18 protein-coding genes are annotated in these 20598 nt (G+C 73.9%); 10 read left to right on the forward strand and 8 right to left on the reverse strand.

Features of this window, described 5'->3' with window-relative positions; genetic code table 11:
- Nucleotides 1-58: 58 nt before the first annotated feature.
- The 7 genes from BKA05_RS07025 to lpdA all read right to left on the reverse strand — a co-directional run bounded on the left by BKA05_RS07025 (nt 59) and on the right by lpdA (nt 10668).
- On the reverse strand, nt 59-1030 hold the full coding sequence (locus BKA05_RS07025) for a hypothetical protein (RefSeq protein ID WP_179530794.1): 972 nt from the start codon (nt 1028-1030) through the stop codon (nt 59-61).
- Nucleotides 1027-1959, reverse strand: coding sequence for an ATP-binding cassette domain-containing protein (locus BKA05_RS07030; protein WP_179530795.1), 933 nt, complete (start codon nt 1957-1959; stop codon nt 1027-1029). Before BKA05_RS07030 ends, BKA05_RS07025 begins: the two co-directional genes overlap by 4 nt.
- A gap of 28 nt (nt 1960-1987) precedes the next feature.
- Entirely contained in the window at nt 1988-2746 is a 759-nt protein-coding gene (gene lipB, locus BKA05_RS07035) for a lipoyl(octanoyl) transferase LipB (protein WP_179530796.1), read from the reverse strand.
- 21 nt (nt 2747-2767) lie between these two features.
- Nucleotides 2768-3676 carry a TIGR01777 family oxidoreductase gene (locus BKA05_RS07040; RefSeq protein ID WP_179530797.1) on the reverse strand — a complete coding sequence of 303 codons (909 nt, stop codon included), beginning with the start codon at nt 3674-3676 and terminating at the stop codon, nt 2768-2770.
- A gap of 24 nt (nt 3677-3700) precedes the next feature.
- Nucleotides 3701-7231, reverse strand: coding sequence for an ATP-binding cassette domain-containing protein (locus tag BKA05_RS20010; RefSeq protein WP_179530798.1), 3531 nt, complete (start codon nt 7229-7231; stop codon nt 3701-3703).
- 125 nt (nt 7232-7356) lie between these two features.
- Complete coding sequence (gene sucB, locus BKA05_RS07050; RefSeq protein WP_179530799.1) at nt 7357-9189, reverse strand: 2-oxoglutarate dehydrogenase, E2 component, dihydrolipoamide succinyltransferase; 1833 nt, start codon at nt 9187-9189, stop codon at nt 7357-7359.
- A 63-nt stretch (nt 9190-9252) separates the two neighbouring features.
- Nucleotides 9253-10668, reverse strand: coding sequence for a dihydrolipoyl dehydrogenase (gene lpdA / locus BKA05_RS07055; protein WP_179530800.1), 1416 nt, complete (start codon nt 10666-10668; stop codon nt 9253-9255).
- Nucleotides 10669-10780: 112 nt separating this feature from the next.
- Here lpdA and BKA05_RS07060 point away from each other — a divergent pair, with 112 nt between their 5' ends.
- On the forward strand, nt 10781-11170 hold the full coding sequence (locus BKA05_RS07060; protein ID WP_246289770.1) for a hypothetical protein: 390 nt from the start codon (nt 10781-10783) through the stop codon (nt 11168-11170).
- Nucleotides 11171-11189: 19 nt separating this feature from the next.
- On the opposite strand, the gene BKA05_RS07065 is transcribed toward BKA05_RS07060, so the two are convergent.
- Complete coding sequence (locus BKA05_RS07065; RefSeq protein WP_343045553.1) at nt 11190-12698, reverse strand: leucyl aminopeptidase; 1509 nt, start codon at nt 12696-12698, stop codon at nt 11190-11192.
- 73 nt (nt 12699-12771) lie between these two features.
- On the opposite strand from BKA05_RS07065, the gene gcvT reads away from it, so the two are divergent.
- The 9 genes from gcvT to dapA are packed head-to-tail and all read left to right on the forward strand — an operon-like array spanning nt 12772 to nt 20575.
- Nucleotides 12772-13899, forward strand: a complete 1128-nt coding sequence (gene gcvT, locus BKA05_RS07070; RefSeq protein WP_179530802.1) for a glycine cleavage system aminomethyltransferase GcvT — start codon at nt 12772-12774, stop codon at nt 13897-13899.
- A 4-nt stretch (nt 13900-13903) separates the two neighbouring features.
- A complete protein-coding gene (locus BKA05_RS07075; RefSeq protein WP_179530803.1) occupies nt 13904-14173 on the forward strand; it encodes a hypothetical protein in 270 nt (89 codons plus the stop codon).
- 8 nt (nt 14174-14181) lie between these two features.
- Nucleotides 14182-15687, forward strand: coding sequence for a hypothetical protein (locus BKA05_RS07080; RefSeq protein ID WP_179530804.1), 1506 nt, complete (start codon nt 14182-14184; stop codon nt 15685-15687).
- A gap of 7 nt (nt 15688-15694) precedes the next feature.
- The gene (locus tag BKA05_RS07085; RefSeq protein ID WP_179530805.1) at nt 15695-16531 is read left to right on the forward strand and encodes a PhzF family phenazine biosynthesis isomerase; all 837 of its coding nucleotides are present in this window, start codon (nt 15695-15697) and stop codon (nt 16529-16531) included.
- On the forward strand, nt 16528-17352 hold the full coding sequence (locus BKA05_RS07090; protein ID WP_179530806.1) for a trypsin-like serine protease: 825 nt from the start codon (nt 16528-16530) through the stop codon (nt 17350-17352). Before BKA05_RS07085 ends, BKA05_RS07090 begins: the two co-directional genes overlap by 4 nt.
- A 22-nt stretch (nt 17353-17374) precedes the next feature.
- Nucleotides 17375-18199: a thymidylate synthase gene (locus tag BKA05_RS07095; protein WP_179530807.1), complete on the forward strand. Its 825-nt coding sequence runs from the start codon at nt 17375-17377 to the stop codon at nt 18197-18199.
- Between the two features lie 9 nt (nt 18200-18208).
- Nucleotides 18209-18688: a dihydrofolate reductase gene (locus BKA05_RS07100; RefSeq protein ID WP_179530808.1), complete on the forward strand. Its 480-nt coding sequence runs from the start codon at nt 18209-18211 to the stop codon at nt 18686-18688.
- Nucleotides 18689-18720: 32 nt separating this feature from the next.
- Nucleotides 18721-19668, forward strand: a complete 948-nt coding sequence (locus BKA05_RS07105) for an LLM class F420-dependent oxidoreductase (RefSeq protein WP_179530809.1) — start codon at nt 18721-18723, stop codon at nt 19666-19668.
- Nucleotides 19669-19678: 10 nt separating this feature from the next.
- A complete protein-coding gene (gene dapA / locus BKA05_RS07110) occupies nt 19679-20575 on the forward strand; it encodes a 4-hydroxy-tetrahydrodipicolinate synthase (protein WP_179530810.1) in 897 nt (298 codons plus the stop codon).
- Nucleotides 20576-20598: the final 23 nt, after the last annotated feature.

The raw sequence follows: 20598 nt of genomic DNA on the forward strand, positions 1-20598 counted from the left end.
CGGTGGCCCAGGTCACCCCCCAATCGCCAGCGGCCCCCCGTGGCACCCGCGGCGCGGCTCAGGGGACGTCGCGGCGGCGGAAGGAGCCGGCCGAGGCGACGCAGGCCAGCAGCAGCGCCGACCCGAGGTAGATCGCCCCGTCGCGAGCGGTGATCCGTGACTCCGCGGAACAGTCCTCCTGCGGGCCGGCGGTGCCGTTGCGACAGGCCGGGGTGAGCGCCGACTCGTCGTAGTAGATGACCTCGCCCTGCATCACCGCGGCCACGTTCAACGGCGGGGTCCAGCGCTGGGTGGTCTGCCCCACGATCCCCAGCAGGGCCCCGCTGGCGACCGCCAGCCCGAACAGCACGCCCACGGTGGCGACGGTGCTGCGGAAGAGCATCGTCAGCGCGTAGCCGCCCAGCGCCGTGGCACCCGCGAGCACGCCGGTGCGCAGGGCCTGCCGGTAGCCGTCGCCCGCCACGGCGTCGGGAACGGTGATGTCGCGCGCGGCAGCGAGGGTCACCAGGCCCGACCAGTACGCCGACAGCACCGCCGTGGCCAGCAGGAGGCAGGTGAGGGTGACCGCCAGGGCCTTGGTGACCCAGACCCGGCCCCGGCGTGGCTCGAAGAGCAGTTGGTTGCTCATCGAGCCGGTGTTCCAGTCGTGCCCCACGAAGGTGGTGCCGAGCAGCAGCACGAGCACGAGGACGAGGGTGCCCGCGGCGAGCACGGTGCCGTCGAGCTCCAGCTGGGGCTGGAGGGGTGCCCGTCCGCCGTACCAGTCGGCCACCATCTCACGGCACATGCTCGCCTCGATGGTCTCGCCACGCTCGTCGGAGTACTGCTCGGGACGCCGTTCGCAACGGGTCACCTCGCGCTGCGCGTAGCGGTCGACGAGCAGCGCGTCCAGGTCGGACTCGCTCATCGGCCGGGTGCTCCACGCGGTGCTGGCCAGCAGCAGGGCGGGGAGCACGACGGCGGCCACGAGCAGCAGCAGCACGGCACGGCGCCAGCGCAGCCGGGTCAGCTCCACCAGCAGCCCCCTCATCGTGTGGCCTGCCCGTCGTCGTCCCCAGCCGTCAGGGAGAGGAAGTAGGTCTCGAGGTCCTGACGGGCGGGGACCAGCTCGCGGACCCAGATGTCGCGGGCGGCCAGCAGCCGGGTGATCGCGGCCGGGTCCTCTGTCTCGACGCTCAGCGAGTCCTCGTCGGTGGTGACGGCCAGGCCGGCGGTGCGCAGCACGCCGGCAGCGGCGTGGGGGTCGGTGCAGCGCAGCCGGTGGCTGGTGGCGGCACCGAGGAGCTGGTCGACGCGACCGGAGGCCAGCACCCTGCCGTGGCCGATGATCGTCGCCGCGGTGCACACCTGCTGGACCTCGGCGAGGATGTGGGAGCTGAGCAGGACGGTCGTGCCGGCCTCGCCGAGGGTCCGGATGGTGTCGCGGACCTCGCGGATGCCGGCAGGGTCCAGCCCGTTGGTCGGCTCGTCGAGGATCAGCAGCGCGGGGTCCTTGAGCAGGGTCGCCGCGATGGCCAGCCGCTGCTTCATCCCCAGGGAGTAGGTCCGGTACCGGTCGCGGTCGCGGCCCGTGAGACCCACGGTCTCCACGGCGGCGTCGACCCGGCTGTCGGGGGCGCCGATCGAGCGGGAGAGCAGCAGCAGGTTGCGCCGCCCCGAGAGGTGGGGAGCGAACTTCGGGGACTCCACCACGGCTCCCACACGGCCCACCACCCGCGGGAGGTGCTCGGGCACCGGCTCGCCGAAGAGGCGCATCGTCCCCGCCGTGGGCCGTGCCAGACCGAGCAGCATCCGGATGGTCGTGGTCTTGCCCGATCCGTTGGGGCCCAGGAACCCGTGCACGCCACCCGCCTCGACGGCGAGGTCCAGGCCGGCCACCGCGACCCGGGTGCCGCGCCGCACGGCGTACTCCTTGCGCAGGCCGGAGGTCTCCACGACCGGCCCCGAGAACGTGCTCACCCGGGGACGATCTCACGCCCCGGGTGGACTAGGAGGTCGGCGCGCTGGGCGAGATGACCTCGACGCGGGGCCCGCCGACGGCGGCACGGCCGGGCTCGGGTCGGGCCTCGTAGTCGGGGGTGGGGTGGTACTCCTCCCAGCGCAGCATCCGCCGCAGCTCGTGCTCCAGGACCGGCAGCACGTCGGTGACGCCGACCCGACGGCCCACCTCGTGGGTGAGCGAGGTGACGCCGGCGTCGCTGATGCCGCACGGGACGAACCGGTCGTACCAGCCGAGGTCGACGTCGCAGTTCAAGGCGATGCCGTGCATCGTCACGCCTCGGGAGACCCGGATGCCGATGGCCCCGATCTTGCGCTCCGGCCGGTCCGCGGTGGCGCGCAGCCACACGCCGCTGCGCCCCGGGACCCGTGCGGTGGCGACGCCGAACTCCGCGCAGGTCGCGATCATCGCCTCCTCCATGCGTCGCACGAAGTCGACCACCAGGACGTGCTCGGGGAGACGGACGATGGGGTAGGCGACCAGCTGGCCGGGCCCGTGGAAGGTGATCTTGCCGCCGCGGTCGACATCGATGACCGGGGCGCCGCCGGGGTCGGCGGGGCGCTCGTGGGGGGCGGTGCGCTTGCCGGCCGTGAAGGTCGGCGGGTGCTCGAGGAGCAGGATGCTGTCGGGGGCCACGCCGGTCACGACGCGGTCGTGGACGGCCCGCTGGAGGTCCCAGGCCGACAGGTAGTCCACCGCGTCCTCACCGAGCCCGACGACGTCGACGTCGATGCTGGTGGAGGTCATGGCACGAGCCTACGCCCGGGGTCAGGGATCGAGACGGTCCAGGCCCGCGCGGACCACCGCGGCGACATCGGGGTCGCGGTGCACGAACCCCTGGTCGATCAGCGCTGCGGGCCGGGCGTTGACCGAGCCGAGCAGCTCGGGGGCCATCGGACCGGCCGCCACCTCGAGCACCTTGGCCGGCACCCGGGCGAAGGCGGGACGGTGGAGGGCGGAGGCGAGGGTCCGGGTGAACTCGGCGTTGGTCGGCGTCTCCACGCAGCACAGGTTGACCGGGCCGTGGGCGTCGTCGTCGGCGGCGAGGTGCAGCACGGCGCCGACCCAGTCGCGCAACGAGATCATCGGCATGTGCTGGGAGCCCTTGCCCAGCCTGCCGCCCAGCCCGCTCTTGAACAGCAGCGTGAGCGGACCGAGCGGGGCGCTGCGACGGTCCATCACGGGCGAGGTGCGGAGCACGACCACGCGGGCGCCGGCCTCACGCGCCGGGTCGGCCGCCTCCTCCCAGCGCCGCGTGACGGTGGTGAGCAGCGCGTCTCCGGTGCTCGCGGAGGTCTCGGTCAGCACGGTGTCGCCCTGGGATCCGTAGAAGGCGATGCCGTTGCCGGCGAGGTACGCCGCCGGCCGCTCGCTCTCGGCGATCGCGCGCGCCAGCAGCCGCGTCGTCGTCACCCGGCTCTCCAGCACGTCCTGGGCCCAGCGCTTGGAGTGCACGTTGCCCACCAGGGGAGCGCCGGCGAGGTTGACCACGACGTCCGCTGCGTCGATGACCCCACGGTCGTAGACCCCGGCGTAGGGGTCCCACGTCGACTCGCCCTCGTGCTCGGCCGGACGTCGCACCAGGCTGGTGACCCGGTGCCCCTCACGGGTGAGGGCGGAGGTCAGGTGGGTGCCGAGGAACCCGGAGGAGCCGGCGACGACGACGTGCAGAGACATGCCCTCAGCCTGCCAGGGGCCCGCTCACCCGGCCAGGTGCGACCAGCGGGACGCCAGGTCCGACCAAGGGCCGGCGTCGGCGACGCGTCCGTCGGTGAGCACCACGACCCGGTCCGCACGCGCCAGGGCGGCACCCTTGGAGGTGGCGCCGATGACGGTCGCGCCGCGCTCGCGCAGGGTCTCCCACAGCTCGATCTCGGTCGCGGCGTCCAGGGCCGAGGAGACGTCGTCGGCGAGCAGCAGGTCGGCCTCGCAGGCCAGGGCCCGCGCGAGGGCGAGGCGTTGGACCTGGCCCCCCGAGAGCCGGACGCCGCGGTGACCGACCAGGGCGTCGACGCCGCCGGCCTCGGTGACGTCGGGACCCAGCCGGGCCGCCTCGACCGCCGGCTCGACGCTGCGGTCGGCGTGGTCGAGGGCGACGTTGCCGCGGAAGGTGCCGGACAGGACCCGGGGGACCTGCGCCACGTGCGCGACCCGGCCCGGTCGCAGCTCGACCTCGGGGTCCTCGATCGGACGGTCGTTCCACCGCAGCTCACCGGTGCTGCCGATGAGACCGGCCATCGCCGCCAGCAGCGAGGACTTGCCCGACCCCACCTGGCCCAGGAGCAGCACGAGCTCGCCGCCGCGGACGGTCAGGTCGACCTCCTCGGCCCCGAGCGTGCCGTCGTCGTGGACGGCGGTGAAGCCGCGCAGGGTGATCTCGCGCAGCGGCTCGTGCTCGGTGGGCGCCGGGGCGGGGGCCGACCCGTGGACCAGGTCGACGCCGCGGGGCAGCTCCATCAGGTCGCCGCCGCCGGCCAGCTCGCTGGTGGCCCGCATCCAGGACTTGGTGCCCGGGGCCTCGGTGACGACCGACCCGGCCACCCGGCCGAACCAGTCGAAGCCGCTGACGGCGTTGGCCACCAGCAGTGCCGTCGCGAGCCCCCAGCCGCCGCCGACGAAGATCGCCCAGGCGGCGACCACGCCGGCCTGCACCATCACGATCGGGACGCCGTCGAGCAGGGCCTGGACCCGGTGCTCGCGCACCGCCGCCTCGACCCGGCCACCGTCGACCTGTCGCAGGTGACGGTGCACGTCGGGGGTGGCGGCCGCCAGCTTGACGGTGCGCACCGACTCCAGGGTCGAGACCAGTGAACGGCCGAAGCGGGCCCGGGCGGCGGAGGACGCGGTCGCCGAGCGACCGGCGACCCGGCGCCCCAGCGAGGAGGCCAGGGCGGAGATGCCCATGACCAGCAGCAGGATGCCGCCGGCGACCACGCTGCGGGCGATGAGCGCGGTGACCAGCGCGATGAGCAGGCCGTTGACGAAGTCGACCCAGCGGTCGGCGTACCGGGCGAACCGGTCGGCGTCCATCGCACGCGCCACGACCTCTCCGGGGGGCGTGCGATGCAGCCGGCGCTGCTCGGTCTGGCCCTGCAGCACCGCGGCCCGCACCCGGATCATCACCGCGACCCACCAGCGCGGGTAGCGCCGGATCGCCGAGGCCAGGAGGAGCGGGGAGACCAGGATCGAGACCACCAGCGCACCGGTGAGCAGCCAGGGCGAGCGGCCCTGCTGGAGGTCGGAGACCACCAGGCCCCACAGCCAGCCGGTCACGGCACCGAAGGCCCCGGTGAGGGCCGAGAGGAGGAACAGCCAGATCGCCACGAAGCCCCACTGCGGCTCGATGCGCAGGGCGTTCCAGGTGCCGCGGGCCAGGCTGGGGATGGGGCGCAGGGCCGGTGGCGGCGGAGGCGTCCCGACCCGGCGGGCGCTGCCGATGCCGACGTCGAGGGAGGAGTGCTCGACCGGAGCGGGCGGCTGCGGGGAGCCGGTCACCGAGGAGTCGCTGGCCTCCAGCAGCGAGCGGAACGGCCCCTGCTGGGCGGCCAGCTCGCTGCGCGGACCCTGCTGCACCACCCGTCCGTGGTCCATCACGACGACCCGGTCGGCGCGCTCGGTGGTGGTGAGCCGGTGGGCCACCAGCAGACCGGTGCGCCCGGTCAGCAGCCGGTCGGCCGCGCGGACCACCCGGGCCTCGGTGACGGGGTCCATCCGGGCCGTGGCCTCGTCGAGGACCACGACGTGGACGTCGCGGACCAGGAGGCGGGCGAAGGCGACCAGCTGCTCCTCCCCGGCCGACAACGTCAAGCCTCCGGGGCCGAGCAGGGTGTCCAGGCCGTCGGGCAGGCCGGCGACCCAGTCGGTGAGCGCGAGCTCGGCGACGGCGTCCTCGAGACGGCGGCGGGGCAGCTCGGCGAAGAGCGCGATGTTCTCCGCGAGGGTGCCGGCCAGGATCTCGGTGCGCTGGGTGACCACGCCGACCGATGCCCGCAGCTGCTGGAGGTCGAGGTCGAGCACGTCGGTGCCGTCGAGCAGCACCGTGCCGCGCTGCGGCTCCACCGCCCGGGAGACCAGCGAGGCCAACGTCGACTTGCCCGACCCGGTGCGCCCCACGAAGGCGCAGGTCGTGCCGGCCGGGATCGTCAGCTCCACGCCCTCCAGGGCGAAGGTGCCGGTGCCGTAGGAGAAGTGCAGGTCGCGGAAGCGGACCTCCGGGACACGGTCGGGCATCGGGACGCCGCCGGCGGGCTCGGGGAGCGCGCCGAGCAGGGAGCGCAGCCGCAGCACCGCGCCGAACCCGGCCTGCAGGTCCGGCAGGTGCCGGGCCAGCTGGTCGACCTGGCCCACGAACTGGGTGGTCACCAGGAACAACGTGATCAGGGCCCCGGTGGAGAGCCGCCCGTCGATCACCAGCGCGACCCCGGCCAGGCCGGTGGCGGCGAGCATGGCGTGCAGCAGCGTGCCGGTGCGCCGGCTGACGCTGCTCTCCATCGACAGCACCTCGTCGAAGCGGCGGTGCAGGGTCGCGGCCAGCTCGGTGCTGCGGCGTACGACGTAGGCCTGGCCCAGGCTGGTGCGCAGGTCGTCGCGGGCGGCGACGCCCTCCTCCATCGCGGCGGCGTGGTCGGTCCAGGCCATCTCCTCGATGACCTTGCGGCGCGAGATCTCCGGCAACCGCGCCTTCACGAACCAGAAGGTCACCACCGCGGTCACGGGGAACAGCACGAACGCCGGCGCCCACGTCAACCCGGCGACCAGCCAGAGCGGCCCCGAGGCGAGCAGGGTGCGCATCGCCATCCAGACGCTCTGGCGCAGCAGGCTGCCGACCTCGTGGGTGTCGTCGTCGACCCGGTCGAGGATCTCGCCGACGGCCTGCTCGCTCAGCTCGGCCAGCGGCTGGGCCATGGCGGCGTCGAGCAGGTCGCCGCGCAGCCGGCCCTCGGCCCGGTCCACCACACCGGCCCAGACCGTGCGGGCGACGGTGTCGACCAGCGCGCCGCCGATGACGCACAGCGCGAGCAGGCCGACCAGCCCGGTGGCCGGGGCGTCGGCGAGCCGGCCGGCCACGACGGTGCCGAGGCTGGTGCCGATGGCGGCGACGAAGGAGCCGAGCACGCAGGCCGCGGCGACCGGCCCCCGCAGACGGCGCCAGTCGATCGGCTGGCGGTGGTCGGTGGTGGGCAGGGTGGACTGGGTGGGCCGCGGGGTGGGCGGCGAGACGGTGCTGGTCACGGTGGGACGAACCTACGACGCCGGACCCGCTTCGCGCCTGTTGATTACGGTCCGGTCACGAGACGCGCGACGGCCCGCCCGGGTGTCCCCGGACGGGCCGTCGTGGTGGTGCTGGGTGCTGGCGCTCAGACTTCGAACGAGCCGGACTCCAGGCGCTGCTTGACCTCCTGGAGGAAGCGACCGGCGTCGGCGCCGTCGACCAGGCGGTGGTCGTAGGTCAGCGCGAGGTAGACCATGTGACGCACGGCGATGGTCTCGCCGAGGTTCGGGTCGTCGATCACCACGGGGCGCTTCACCACGGCACCGGGGCCGAGGATGGCGACCTGCGGCTGGTTGATGATCGGGGTGTCGAAGAGCGCCCCGACGCTGCCCAGGTTGGTGATGGTGAAGGTGCCGCCTGACAGCTCGTCGGGACCGATCTTGTTGGTCCGCGTGCGAGCCGCGACGTCGGCGATCTTCTTGGACAGCCCGGAGATCGAGAGGTCGCCGGCGTCCTTGACGACCGGGGTCAGCAGGCCCTTGTCGGTGTCGACCGCGAAGGCGACGTGCTCGTGGTCGTGGAAGGTGACCTCCCCGGCCTCGTCGTCGATCGTCGCGTTGAGCTTCGGGTGCTGCTTGAGCGCATCGACGGCCGCCTTGGCGAAGAACGGCAGGAAGGACAGCTTCACGCCCTCCCGCGCCGCGAACTCGGCCTTCACCTGGTCGCGCAGGCGCGCCACGTTGGTGACGTCGACCTCCACGACCTGGGTCAGCTGCGCGGAGACGGCCAGCGACTCGTTCATCCGGGTCGCGATGATCTTGCGCAGGCGCGACATCTTCTCGGTGGTGCCCCGCAGCGGGGAGGGGTTCACCGGGACCGGCGCACCGGTGGCGGCCGGGGTCGAGGCGCTGCCCGAGGGGGCGGCGGCGGCCGGGGCGGCAGCGGCGGGCTGCTTGGCCGCCTCGGCGGCGGCGAGCACGTCCTGCTTGCGGATGCGACCGCCGACACCGGTGCCCTCGACGGCGGACAGGTCCACCCCGTGCTGGCCGGCGAGCTTGCGCACCAGCGGGGTGACGTACCCCGGCCCGTCGGCGGACCCGCCCGAGGAGGACGACGTCTCCTGGCGGGGCGGCTCCGAGGCCCGTGCGGCGGGCTGCGCCGGGGCCTCCTCGGTCTTGGGCGCCGGCTCCTCCGCGGGGCTGGGCTGGGTGCTCTCCGGCTTCTTCTCCGGCTCCTTCTCGGGCTCGGGCTCCGCCTTCTCCTCGGCCTTCGGCTCGGGCTCGGGCTCCTCGGCAGGGGCCGCGGAGCCGTCGCCGATCACGGCGAGCTCGGCGCCGACCTCGACCGTCTCGTCCTCGGAGACCTTGACCTCCAGCAGGGTGCCGGCCACGGGGGAGGGGATCTCGGTGTCGACCTTGTCGGTGGAGACCTCCAGGAGCGGCTCGTCCACCTCGACGCTGTCACCGACCTGCTTGAGCCAGCGGGTCACGGTGCCCTCGGTGACCGACTCGCCGAGCGCGGGGAGGGTCACCGACGTGCCGGACCCACCACCGGAGCCGGACGCCGCGGGCGCCTTCTCCTGCTCGGGGGTCTCGTCGCCGGGGGGCAGGTCGCCGGTCTCCTCGGCGATCTGCTCCTCCTGCTCGGCCTTCTTCTCCGCCTCGTCCTCGTCGGCCGGCTGGGCCTCGGGGGTGGCGGTGTCGTCGGCGGAGTCGTCGGCCGAGTCGCCGCCGCCCTCGCCCTCCTCACCGATCATCGCGAGGACCGCGCCGACCTCGACGGTGTCGTCCTCGTCGGCCTTGATCTCGAGCAGGGTGCCCGCGACGGGCGAGGGGATCTCGGTGTCGACCTTGTCGGTGGAGACCTCGAGCAGCGGCTCGTCGACCGCGACGGTGTCGCCGACCTGCTTGAGCCAGCGGGTGACGGTGCCCTCGGTGACGGACTCCCCGAGCGCCGGGAGGGTGACTTCGGTGGCCAATGCGGTTCCTTCGGTAGCGGGTGGTGGTTCTGCTCGGTGTCTGGGGTGTGGTGAGCCGGTGGCTCAGCCGTGCGCGTGCAGGGCCTTGCCGGCCAGGGCGAGGTGGGCCTCGCCGAGTGCCTCGTTCTGGGTGGGGTGGGCGTGCACCAGCGGGGCGACGTCCTCGGGGTGGGCCTCCCAGGCGTAGATCAGCTGGGCCTCACCGACCAGCTCGCCGACCCGGTCGCCGACCATGTGCACCCCGACGACGGGGCCGTCGGTGCGGCGTACGAGCTTGACGAAGCCCTGGGTCTGCAGGATCTGGCTCTTGCCGTTGCCACCGAGGTCGTAGGTCAGCGTCTCGATGGCGTCCTCGCCGTAGGTCGAGCGGGCGGTCTCCTCGTCGAGACCGACCGAGGCGATCTCGGGGTGGGAGTAGGTGACGCGCGGGATCGCGGACTCCTCGACGACCACCGGAGCGAGGCCGGCGATCTCCTCGGCGACGAACACGCCCTGCTGGAAGCCGCGGTGGGCCAGCTGGAGGCCGGGGACGATGTCACCGACGGCGTAGACGCCCTCGAGGTTGGTGCGGCAGCGCTCGTCGGCGAGGACGAACCCGCGCTCCATGGCGACACCCTGCTCGGCGTACCCCAGCCCGTCGGTGGCGGGGCCGCGGCCGACTGCCACGAGCAGCAGCTCGGCCTCGATCACGGAGGTGCCGCCCTTGGCGTCCTCGACGGTGACTGCGACGCCGGAGCCGGTGTGCTCCACGGAGCTGAACCGGGTGGAGGTGCGGAAGGCGATGCCGCGCTTGCGGAAGGCCCGCTCCAGCGCCTTGGAGGAGGCCGCGTCCTCGGCGGCGACCAGGCGGGGCAGTGCCTCCACGATCGTGACGTCGGCGCCGAAGGAGCGCCACACGCTGGCGAACTCCGAACCGATGACACCCCCGCCGAGCACGACGACGGAGGAGGGGACGCGCTCCAGGCGCAGCGCGTGCTCGGAGGTCAGGACCTTCTCCCCGTCGACCTCCAGGCCGGGCAGCGACCGGGAGTAGGAGCCGGAGGCCAGCACGAGGTGCGCGCCGGTGTAGGCGGTGCCGTCGACGGTGACCTCGCGGGGCCCGGTCATCGTGCCGGCGCCCTCGATCACGGTGATCCCGCGCCCCTTGACCAGGCCGGAGAGGCCCTTGAAGAGCCGCGCGACCACGCCGTCCTTGTAGGCGTTGACGCCGGCCATGTCGATGCCTTCGAGCGAGGCGCGGACGCCGAAGCGCTCGGAGTCACGCGTGGAGTCGGCGACCTCGGCCGCGTGCAGCAGCGCCTTGGTGGGGATGCAGCCGACGTGCAGGCAGGTGCCGCCCACCTTGTCCTTCTCGACCAGGCCGACCTTGAGGCCGAGCTGGGCGGCGCGCAGGGCACAGGCGTAGCCGCCCGACCCGGCACCGAGGATGAGCACGTCGAAGTCGGTGTGTCCGGGAGTGTGTCCGGCGTCGGCCACCATGGTCCTTTGCGTAGGGGTGTGCGGGTGACTCCTCGTGGGAGTGCGGTCCATCTTTGCACTACTGCCAGCACAGTCCACACCTGCCCGAGGGTGGGTCGGGCAGACTGGGGCCATGGGAATGCTCGACCGCTTCCGTCGTGACCGTGGCCCGCGCATGCGTGGCCCCGCGAAGGACGGCTACCGCACCGGCTCCACGCGCGTCCGCGCCGCTGACTCCACCGACGTCGAGCACCTCACCACCTGGGTCGGTGCCCGGCGCGGTGTCGAGGGGTTCGTCGAGCCGCGGACGGCGGTCAGTGACGTCACGCTGCTGCTGGTGGCCCACGACGGGGAGTGGACCCGGCGCCGGGTCCCGTCGGTGAAGTGGGCCCACGACTTCTGCAACCGGGCCCAGGTGCCGTCCTACGACGCGGCCGTGGTCGGGGTTCCGCAGCGCATGCGCGACTGGAACCGCCGCCAGCGCGAGGCCCAGAAGCAGCAGGCGCGCGACCTGGATTCCTGAGCCGGATTCCTGAGCGGGCTCAGTCGCCCAGCGAGCGCGCGAGGTCGACCAGGGTCGCCACCGCGAAGCCGGTGCCGCCGGCCGTGAGGTGCCCGGACGGGCCGCCGCTGGCGAAGGACGGGCCGGCGATGTCCACGTGCGCCCACGGGCGCCCGGCGGTGAACTCGCGCAGGAACGCCCCGGCGAAGAGCCCGCCTCCCCAGCGCACCCAGTCGTGCTGGGCCAGGTCGGCGATCTTGGAGGAGGTGATCCGCTGCTTCATCTCCTCGGGGATCGGCATCGGCCAGCACGCCTCGCCGGCGCTCTCGGAGGCGGCGAGCACCTGGGAGACCACCTCCTCGCTGCCCATGACGCCCGCGACCTGGGTTCCCAGGGCGACGACCATGTGGCCGGTGAGGGTGGCGACGTCGACGATGAGGTCGGGCTCCACCTCGGTGGCCCGCACGAGCGCGTCGCCGAGGACGAGGCGGCCCTCCGCGTCGGTGTTGAAGATCTCGACGGTCGTGCCGCCGTACATCCGCAGGACGTCGCCGGGCCGGGTGGCGGCACCGGAGAGCATGTTCTCGGCCATCGGCACGAAGGTGGAGACCCGCACCGGGAGGTCCAGCCGGGCGATGGCGAGGGTGGCCTGCACGACCGCAGCCGCGCCGGCCATGTCGGACTTCATCTCGTGCATCGAGGCGGCCGGCTTGATGCTCAGGCCGCCGGAGTCGAAGGTGATGCCCTTGCCCACGAGGGCGAGGTGCGGGGCGTCCTCGGGCAGGCCCTTGGGGGCGTAGCTGATCTCCACCAGGCGCGGGGGAGCCTCGGAGCCCTGGCCGACGCCGAGGATGCCGCCGCAGCCGAGCTCGGCCAGGGAGACCTCGTCGTGGACGGTCAGGGTCAGCTTCTTGCCGCGGCCCTTGGTCAGGGGCGCGGCCGCCGCCACCACGACGTCGGCGAAGAGCGGGGGTGTGAGGTCGCCCGGCGGGGTGTTCACCCAGTCGCGGCAGCCGGCGACCGCGGCGGCGACCACCTGGGCCTCCTCCAGTGCGGTCACGACCTCCTGCTTGCGCGCGCCGGCGCTCAGGACCACGACCTCGCCCGGGCCGCTCGCGTCGGAGGCGGTGTCGCGCTGGTAGGTGGTGAAGCGGTAGCCGCCCAGCAGCCACCCCTCGGTGACCGCCCGCACCTCCGCGGCACCGGGGGTCGGCAGCGCCACGGCGACCGAGGCGGCGTTGGGGACCGCCCGCGCCGCGGCGCCGGCCGCCCGACGCAGGTCGGCGGTCGAGGGGGCGGTGCCGAGCCCGACCAGCACGAGCACGGGGGCGTTGATGGTGCCGGCGGTGGGGATGCGGGTCGTCTCGCCCAGGCTGCCCTTGAGCGACAGCGAGGACAGCAGCGGACGGAGCTTGCGGCCGTAGGCCTTGGCGACCTCCTCCCCGCCGGGGGCGAGGTCGACCCCGGAGTCCTGCGCGACCACGCCCACGACGACGGCGTCGACCTTGGTCTTGGCGGGGCTGGCGTTGCGGAGGATGAACGAGGTCACCGCCGCAGGATAGCCACGCGGTGGTGCTCGCCTGCCCCGGTCGGGGGGTCGGGCGCTGCGATAGGTTCGCGCCATGACGCTGGAGGACCAGACCGACGGCCCGCTGCTCACCTCGCCGTTGCACGCCAGGCACGAGGCCCTCGGCGCCAAGTTCGCCGAGTTCGGCGGCTGGTCGATGCCGCTGGAGTACGCCGGCGCGGGGGTCGTCAAGGAGCACACCGCGGTCCGCGAGGCAGTCGGGGTCTTCGACGTCAGCCACCTCGGGAAGGCGACGGTGACCGGGCCCGGTGCGGCCGAGTTCGTGAACTCCTGCCTGACCAACGACCTGGGCCGCATCGAGGTGGGCCAGGCGCAGTACACCCTGTGCTGCGACGACGAGACCGGCGGCGTCGTCGACGACCTGATCGTCTACCTGCGTGCCGACGACGACGTGCTGCTGGTGCCCAACGCCGCCAACACCGCCGAGGTCGTCCGACGGCTGGCTGCCGCGGCGCCCGAGGGCATCGAGGTCACCGACCGGCACCGCGACCTGGTGGTGCTCGCGGTCCAGGGCCCCCGCTCCGACGAGGTGCTCACCGCCCTGGGCCTGCCCGTCGACCACGACTACATGGCCTTCTCCACCGGCACCCGCGACGGCCACGAGGTCACCGTGTGCCGCACCGGCTACACCGGGGAGCGGGGCTATGAGCTGGTGGCGCCCAACGCCGCCGCCGAGTCGCTGTGGGACGCGCTGCTGGCGGCCGGCGAGGAGCACGGGATGCTCGCCTGCGGGCTCGGTGCCCGCGACACGTTGCGCACGGAGATGGGCTACCCCCTGCACGGGCAGGACATCTCGATGGACATCACCCCGGTCGAGGCACGGCTGGGCTGGGCCGTCGGCTGGTCCAAGCCGTCGTTCTGGGGGCGCGAGGTCCTGACCCGCCAGCGCGCGGACGGCCCCCAGCGCGTGCTGCGCGGCATCGTCGCCACCGGTCGCGGCATCCCGCGTCCGCACATGCGCGTCATGCTCACCGCCGACGTCCCGGTCGGCGAGGTCACCTCCGGCACCTTCTCCCCGACGCTGCGCAAGGGCGTGGGCCTGGCGCTGGTGGCCGCCACGGTGGCGGCCGACGCCGAGGTCTCGGTGGACGTCCGCGGTCGGCGCGAGGTCTTCGCGCTCACCAAGCCGCCCTTCGTCGACCCGTCGGTCCGGGAGGCCTGAGCCCATGAACCTCCCCGAGCAGCCCGCGACCTTCCGCGCCCCCACCGCCGCCGAGCGCCCCTGGTGGTGGCGGCTCGAGGACGCCTCCGGCGCCGAGGTGACCCTCGGCCCCGACGCCCCGTCCGACCTGGTCGACCAGCGGTTCACCAGCCAGGCCGACGCCGAGTCCTGGGTCGGTGAGACCTGGGCCGAGCTGGCCGAGCACGGGGTGGACGCCGTGACGCTCTTCGAGCTCGAGCGTCGCGTCTACGGCCCGATGTCGCTGCACGCCTGAGCCCCGTCGTGGCGCGGTCGGGTCGCGGGCCGGACTCCCGGGAGGCGGGCTTCGAGGAGTACGCCGCCGCCCGGCGCCCCGACCTCGTCCGCCTCGCCGTGCTGCTCGGCCACCCCGCCGGGCACGCCGCGACCCTGGCCGACCGCGTGCTGGGCCGGGCCCGCCGCTCCTGGCGGCGGCTGCGCGACGAGCACGACCCCGACGCCACCCTGCGTGACCTGCTGCTCGAGGAGCGCGCCGCCGCCCGGGCCGCCGGGGAGTCGTGGTGGACCGCCCCCTGGGCCGAGCCGCGCACGGTGACGCTGCCCGCCGGGCTCTCGGCGGACCTCGACCGGCTGCCGGTGCCGGTGCGGGTCCGCCTGGCCTGGACGGCGCTGGGGCGGGCGCACGACCCTGATTCCGGCACGGTCTCCGGCACGGTCCCCGACCCGCAGCTGCTCGCCGCGGTGGTCGCTGCGGTCCCGGGGTTGCCCGTGCCGCCGCCGACCGGGGCGGAGCCCGCGCGGCGCCGGGGACGAGTCCTGCCGGTCCTGGCGGTCGTGACGCTCGCCCTGCTCGTCGGTGTGGCGGTCACCGCCCTGCTCCCCGACCCGGCGCCTCCCGAGCCGGCCCTCGGACCGGTGGTGGTCTCGCCGGCGCGCAACCCCGCGCCCGTCGCGTGGTACGCCGACGGCCGGCTGCACCTGGCGGGCGGCACCGCCGACGTGGACGGGGTCGTCGCGCTGGCCGAGCTGGGGACGCAGGTGGTCTACCTCGACGACCGGGGCGACGTCGTACGACTCGGGCCCGAGGGGGAGCGCGTGCTGCTCGGCCGGGCCGAGCCGTCCGCGGGCCTGGTGGCCTCCGAGCCGGCCGGTCGGGTGGCGTGGGTGGCCGAGGACGGGTCGACCCTGGAGGTCGCCGACGTCCCCGACGCCGAGGTCGTGGCCCGGCTGGAGACGGCGACCGACGGCGGCGAGGTGCAGCCGCGGCTGGTGCGGCTGGCCGCCCCGGTGCTCGTCTTCGTCGACGCGGCCGGGGAGCACGAGTGGCACACCGGCACCGGGTCGGTGAGCACCGTGGTGAGCGCGCCCGAGCAGGGGGCGCTCGTCGACGTCGTGGGCGTCACGCAGCTGCGGCAGGTCGGCTTCGAGTCGATCGCGATCCGTCAGCTGCTGGGCACCCCGGTGGTGCGGCTGGGGGACGGCGGGGAGGTCTCGCCGCGCCAGCAGTTCGTGTGGACCCGCAGCGGGGAGGACGGCTCGGGGGTGCGGGTCTTCGCCGTCGGCACGGGCGAGGAGCTGGCCTCCGGCACCGAGCGCGCCGACGTGCTGCTGGACGCGCGGTTCACCGCGGCCGACCGGATCACCTACCTGCTGGCCGACCGCGCCGCCCTGCCCGGCGCCTCCGAGGCCGGTCGGGTCTCGTCGACCGGGACCCTGGAGGTGCGCACCTGCCAGGTCCGCACCGGCGACTGCCGGGTGCACGCCGTCGGCGCCGGGGCGGGGGACAGCACGGCGCTGCTGGCGAGATGATCGCCCCGTGACCCACACCTACCGCTGCGTCGACGTCTTCGGGTCCGGCCCCCTGACCGGCAACCCGGTCGCGGTCGTGCACGACGCCGACGACCTGTCCGAGGACCAGATGGCCGCCTTCGCGCGCTGGACGAACCTGTCGGAGACGACCTTCCTGCTGCGGCCGACCGACCCCGCCGCCGACTACCGGCTGCGGATCTTCACCCCCGGCGAGGAGCTGCCCTTCGCGGGGCACCCGACGCTCGGATCGGCGCACGCCTGGCTCGGGGCCGGCGGGGTGCCGGCGACGCCGGGCGTGCTGGTGCAGGAGTGCGGCGCGGGCCTCGTGCGCGTGCACCGCGGCGAGCGGCTGGCCCTCGAGGCGCCGCCGTTGGTGCGCAGCGGGCCCGTCTCCGCCGACGACCTCACGCGGATCGCCCGGGCGCTGCGCATCGACGAGGCCGCCGTCGTGGACGCGGAGTGGATCGACAACGGCCCGGGCTGGGTCGGGGTCCTGCTCGCCGACGCCGCAGCGGTCACCGCGCTGCGCCCCGACTGGGCCGCCTTCGACGGGCTCGACATCGGGGTCGCGGGCCTGCACGCGCCCGGGGGAGAGGTGCTGCTCGAGGTGCGCGCGTTCTGCCCGGGCCTGGGCATCACCGAGGACCCGGTCACCGGCAGCCTGCAGGCCGGCCTCGGGCAGTGGCTGACCTCGACGGGGCGGCTCCCCGCGTCGTACGTCGCAGCGCAGGGCGCCGCACTGCAGCGACGCGGGCGCGTGCACGTGGACGTGGTGGACGGGCAGGTTCGGGTCGCGGGATCGACCGTCACGACCGTCGAGGGACGCGTAGCGTTCGCCACGTGACCCCCCACCCCGCCGTGCGAGGCGTCCTCGTGCGCCTGCTCGCCCCCCTGCTCTTTCTCGCCCTCGCCGTCGCGGCGCTGCCCGCGCCGGCCACCGCCATCGTCGGAGGCGAGGACGCGAAGAAGGGGGAGTTCCCCTTCATGGCCTCCATCCAGCGTGCCGGCTCGTCCGGCAGCGAGGGCCAGATCTGCGGTGGCTCGGTCGTCGGCAAGCGCTGGATCCTCACCGCCGCCCACTGCACGGTTTTCTCGAAGAAGCAGGTCCAGGTCGTGGTCGGTCGCACCGACCTGTCGGCCAAGGGCGGGCAGGTGCTGCGGGTCTCCGGCTTCGCCGTGCACCCCGACTACGACGACACCGGCTCCAGCGACGTGGCACTGTGGCGCACCAAGAAGCGCATCAAGGCGCCGCGCATCGCGCTCCCCAAGGCTGCCGACGACGCGCTCGAGGCCGCGGGCACGGTGCTGACCGTCGCCGGGTGGGGCGTGGAGTCCTCGGGTGGCAGCGAGGCTCCGGAGAACCTGAAGAAGGTCGACGTCTCGGTCAGCAGCGACCTGGAGTGCATCACCAACCTGCTGCTCGGGTTCAACGCCGACACCGAGTTCTGCGCCTCCGAGCTGGGCGGCGACTCCTGCCAGGGCGACTCCGGCGGTCCGATCTTCGGCACCCGTGAAAGCGGCAAGGTCGTCCAGGTCGGCGTGGTCAGCTACGGCCTGGGCTGCGCGGTCCCGCTGTTCCCGGGCGTGTACGCCGAGCTGAACGCCCCGGGCATCATCGACTGGGTGCGCGCCACCATGAGGGCGGGCAAGAAGGCCGGCTCGTAGCAGCGGCGGTAGCGTTCGCACCGTGCAGGCCTACCTCGACCTCCTCACCCGGATCCTCGACGAGGGCGTCGAGCGCACCGACCGCACCGGCACCGGCACGCTGTCGGTGTTCGGGCACCAGATGCGCTTCGATCTCGCACCCGAGCGCGGTGGCGGGTTCCCGCTGGTCACCACCAAGAAGGTGCACACCCGCTCGGTGTTCGGCGAGCTGTTGTGGTTCCTGCGCGGCGACACCAACGTGCGCTGGCTGCAGGAGCGTGGCATCAGCATCTGGGACGAGTGGGCCGACGAGTCCGGCGACCTCGGCCCCGTCTACGGCGCCCAGTGGCGCTCGTGGCCCACGCCCGACGGCCGCCACGTCGACCAGCTGGCCCAGGTCGTGGAGAACCTCCGACGCGACCCGCACTCGCGTCGCCACGTCGTCTCCGCGTGGAACGTCGCCGACATCCCCGAGATGGCACTCGCGCCGTGCCACGCGCTGTTCCAGTTCTACGTCGCGCCCGACGCCGACGGCGGACCGGACCGGCTCAGCTGCCAGCTCTACCAGCGATCGGCCGACGTGTTCCTGGGCGTGCCGTTCAACATCGCCTCCTACGCGCTGCTGACCCACATGGTCGCGCAGGTGACCGGTCTGCGCGTCGGCGACTTCGTGCACACCCTGGGCGACGCCCACCTCTACCTCAACCACCTCGAGCAGGCCCGGCTGCAGCTGACCCGGGAGCCGCGCCCGCTGCCCACCCTGGTGCTGGACCCCTCGGTGACCGCGCTGGACGCCTTCGAGCTCGAGCACATCGCCGTCGAGGGCTACGACCCGTACCCGGCCATCAAGGCCCCGATCGCGGTCTGAGGGATCGTCATGAGTCGCAGGATCGTCCTGGTCGCCGCGGTCGCCCGCAACGGGGTGATCGGCCGGGGACCCGACATCCCCTGGCACGTGCCGGGGGAGCAGACCGCCTTCAAGCACCTCACGATGGGCCACGTGCTCGTGATGGGCCGCACGACCTACGAGTCGATCGGGCGCCCGCTGCCGGGCCGGGAGACCATCGTGCTGACCCGCGACCCCGCCTGGTCGCCCGGGCACGACGCGGTCCACGTCGCCCGTGACCTCGACGACGCCCTCGTACAGGCCACCCGGCTCCCGGGGGAGATCGTGGTCGCCGGTGGCGCCAGCGTGTACGCCGCCGCCATGCCGCTGGCCACCGAGCAGGTCATCTCCGAGATCCCGCTGGAGCCGGAGGGCGACGTGTTCTACCCCGACTTCGACCGGCACCACTGGAAGGAGACCCGGCGCGACGAGCTCGAGGGCTTCGACCGGGTCTGGCTGCGCCGGCGGTAGGCCGTTCGGGGGTGCTTCGTAGGGTGGGCGCCATGGAGCTGCGCATCTTCACCGAGCCCCAGCAGGGCGCCACCTACGACGACCTCCTGCGGGTCGCCCTCGAGGCCGAGCGCCTCGGATTCGGGGCGTTCTTCCGCTCCGATCACTACCTGGGCATGGGCACGCCGGGCCTGCCCGGGCCCACCGACGCCTGGACCACCCTGGCCGGGCTGGCGCGCGAGACCAGCACCATCCGGCTCGGCACGATGATGACCAGCGCGACCTTCCGCTTCCCCGGACCGCTGGCGATCCAGGTCGCGAACGTCGACCAGATGAGCGGCGGACGCGTCGAGCTCGGCATCGGCGCCGGATGGTTCGTCCAGGAGCACGAGAAGTACGCCATCCCCTTCCCCGGCACCGCCGAGCGATTCGACCGGTTCGAGGAGCAGCTGGCCGTGGTCACCGGGCTGTGGTCGGCCCCGTCGGCCGAGGACGGTGGCTTCTCCTACGACGGCACGCACTACCAGGTCAGCGAGTCGCCCGGCCTGCCCAAGCCCGTGCAGCGCGACGGTCACGCCGGCGGACCGCCGGTGCTCATCGGAGGCGTCGGCAAGCGTCGTACCCCGGCGCTGGCGGCGCGGTACGCCGACGAGTTCAACCTCCCGTTCGTGCCGTTCGACGTGGGGCTGGAGCAGATCGCCCGGGTGCGCGCGGCGTGCGAGGAGATCGGCCGCGACCCCGACTCGCTGACCACCTCCTCGGCGCTGGTGCTGTGCGTGGCCGAGACCGAGGCCGAGCTCGCCCGACGGGCCGCGGCGATCGGGCGCGAGGTCGAGGAGCTGCGCGAGAACGGGCTGGCCGGACTGGTCCCGGAGGTGGTCGACAAGATCGCCCGCTACGCCGAGTCCGGGCAGTCCCGGCTGTACCTGCAGACCCTCGACCTGGGCGACCTCGACCACCTGCGGCTGGTCGCCGAGCAGGTCGCCCCGCAGATCCCATAACCTTGGCCGCATGACCTCCGCCCCCGTCGCTCCCTTCGGTCGGATGCTGACCGCGATGGCCACGCCCTTCCTCGAGGACGGCAGCGTCGACCTGGACGGTGTGCAGCGGGTCGCCAAGCACCTGCTGGGGCACGGGCACGACGGGCTGGTGGTCTCCGGCACCACCGGTGAGTCGCCCACCACGACCACCGACGAGGACGGCGAGGTGCTCGCCGCGGTCCGGGACGCGGTCGGCCCCGACGTCCCGATCGTGGCCGGCGTCGGCACCAACGACACCCGCACCTCGCTGGTCCTGGCCAAGCAGGCCCGGGAGAAGGGCGCCGACGGCGTCCTGCTCGTCTCGCCGTACTACAACAAGCCCGGCCAGCGGGGCATGCTCCACCACTTCCGCCAGGTGGTCGACGCCGCCGAGCTGCCGGTGATGCTCTACGACGTCCCCGGTCGCACCGGCTCGACGATCGGGCTCGAGACCTACGAGGAGACGCTGGGCTGGGAGCAGGTCGTGGCGGTCAAGGACGCCGTCGGCGACATGCCCCGTGCCGCGCGCCTCGCGCAGATGGGCTACGCCGTCTACTCCGGCGACGACGTCAACACCCTCGGCTTCCTCGCCCACGGCGCCTGCGGGCTGGTCTCGGTCGTGGGCCACGTCGCCGGCACCGAGATCGCCTCGATGATCGAGCGCTTCCTGGCCGGCGACCACGCCGCCGCCCTGGCCACCTACCAGCGGCTCCTGCCGGCCTTCGAGGCCGTCATGGGCGTCGCCAACTACGGCGCCACCACCGCCAAGGGCGGCCTGGAGCTGCTCGGCGTCCTCGACAACCGTCGCGTGCGATCGCCGCTCGTGCCCCTCGACGACGAGGAGCTCGCCGCGCTGCGCACCGGCCTGGAGGCCGCCGGCCTGCTCTAGGCCCCGCGCTCCGGCACACCCAC

Source organism: Nocardioides marinus (genome assembly GCF_013408145.1).
Classification (GTDB): domain Bacteria; phylum Actinomycetota; class Actinomycetes; order Propionibacteriales; family Nocardioidaceae; genus Nocardioides; species Nocardioides marinus.

Coding starts and splice junctions, on each gene's coding strand:
- lipB (WP_179530796.1), bottom strand. CDS start 2,746: ATGACCTCCACCAGCATCGACGTCGACGTCGTCGGGCTCGGTGAGGAC.
- lpdA (WP_179530800.1), bottom strand. CDS start 10,668: ATGGTGGCCGACGCCGGACACACTCCCGGACACACCGACTTCGACGTG.
- dapA (WP_179530810.1), top strand. CDS start 19,679: ATGACCTCCGCCCCCGTCGCTCCCTTCGGTCGGATGCTGACCGCGATG.
- BKA05_RS07075 (WP_179530803.1), top strand. CDS start 13,904: ATGAACCTCCCCGAGCAGCCCGCGACCTTCCGCGCCCCCACCGCCGCC.
- BKA05_RS07040 (WP_179530797.1), bottom strand. CDS start 3,676: ATGTCTCTGCACGTCGTCGTCGCCGGCTCCTCCGGGTTCCTCGGCACC.
- BKA05_RS07100 (WP_179530808.1), top strand. CDS start 18,209: ATGAGTCGCAGGATCGTCCTGGTCGCCGCGGTCGCCCGCAACGGGGTG.
- BKA05_RS07105 (WP_179530809.1), top strand. CDS start 18,721: ATGGAGCTGCGCATCTTCACCGAGCCCCAGCAGGGCGCCACCTACGAC.
- BKA05_RS07060 (WP_246289770.1), top strand. CDS start 10,781: ATGGGAATGCTCGACCGCTTCCGTCGTGACCGTGGCCCGCGCATGCGT.
- gcvT (WP_179530802.1), top strand. CDS start 12,772: ATGACGCTGGAGGACCAGACCGACGGCCCGCTGCTCACCTCGCCGTTG.
- BKA05_RS07025 (WP_179530794.1), bottom strand. CDS start 1,030: ATGAGGGGGCTGCTGGTGGAGCTGACCCGGCTGCGCTGGCGCCGTGCC.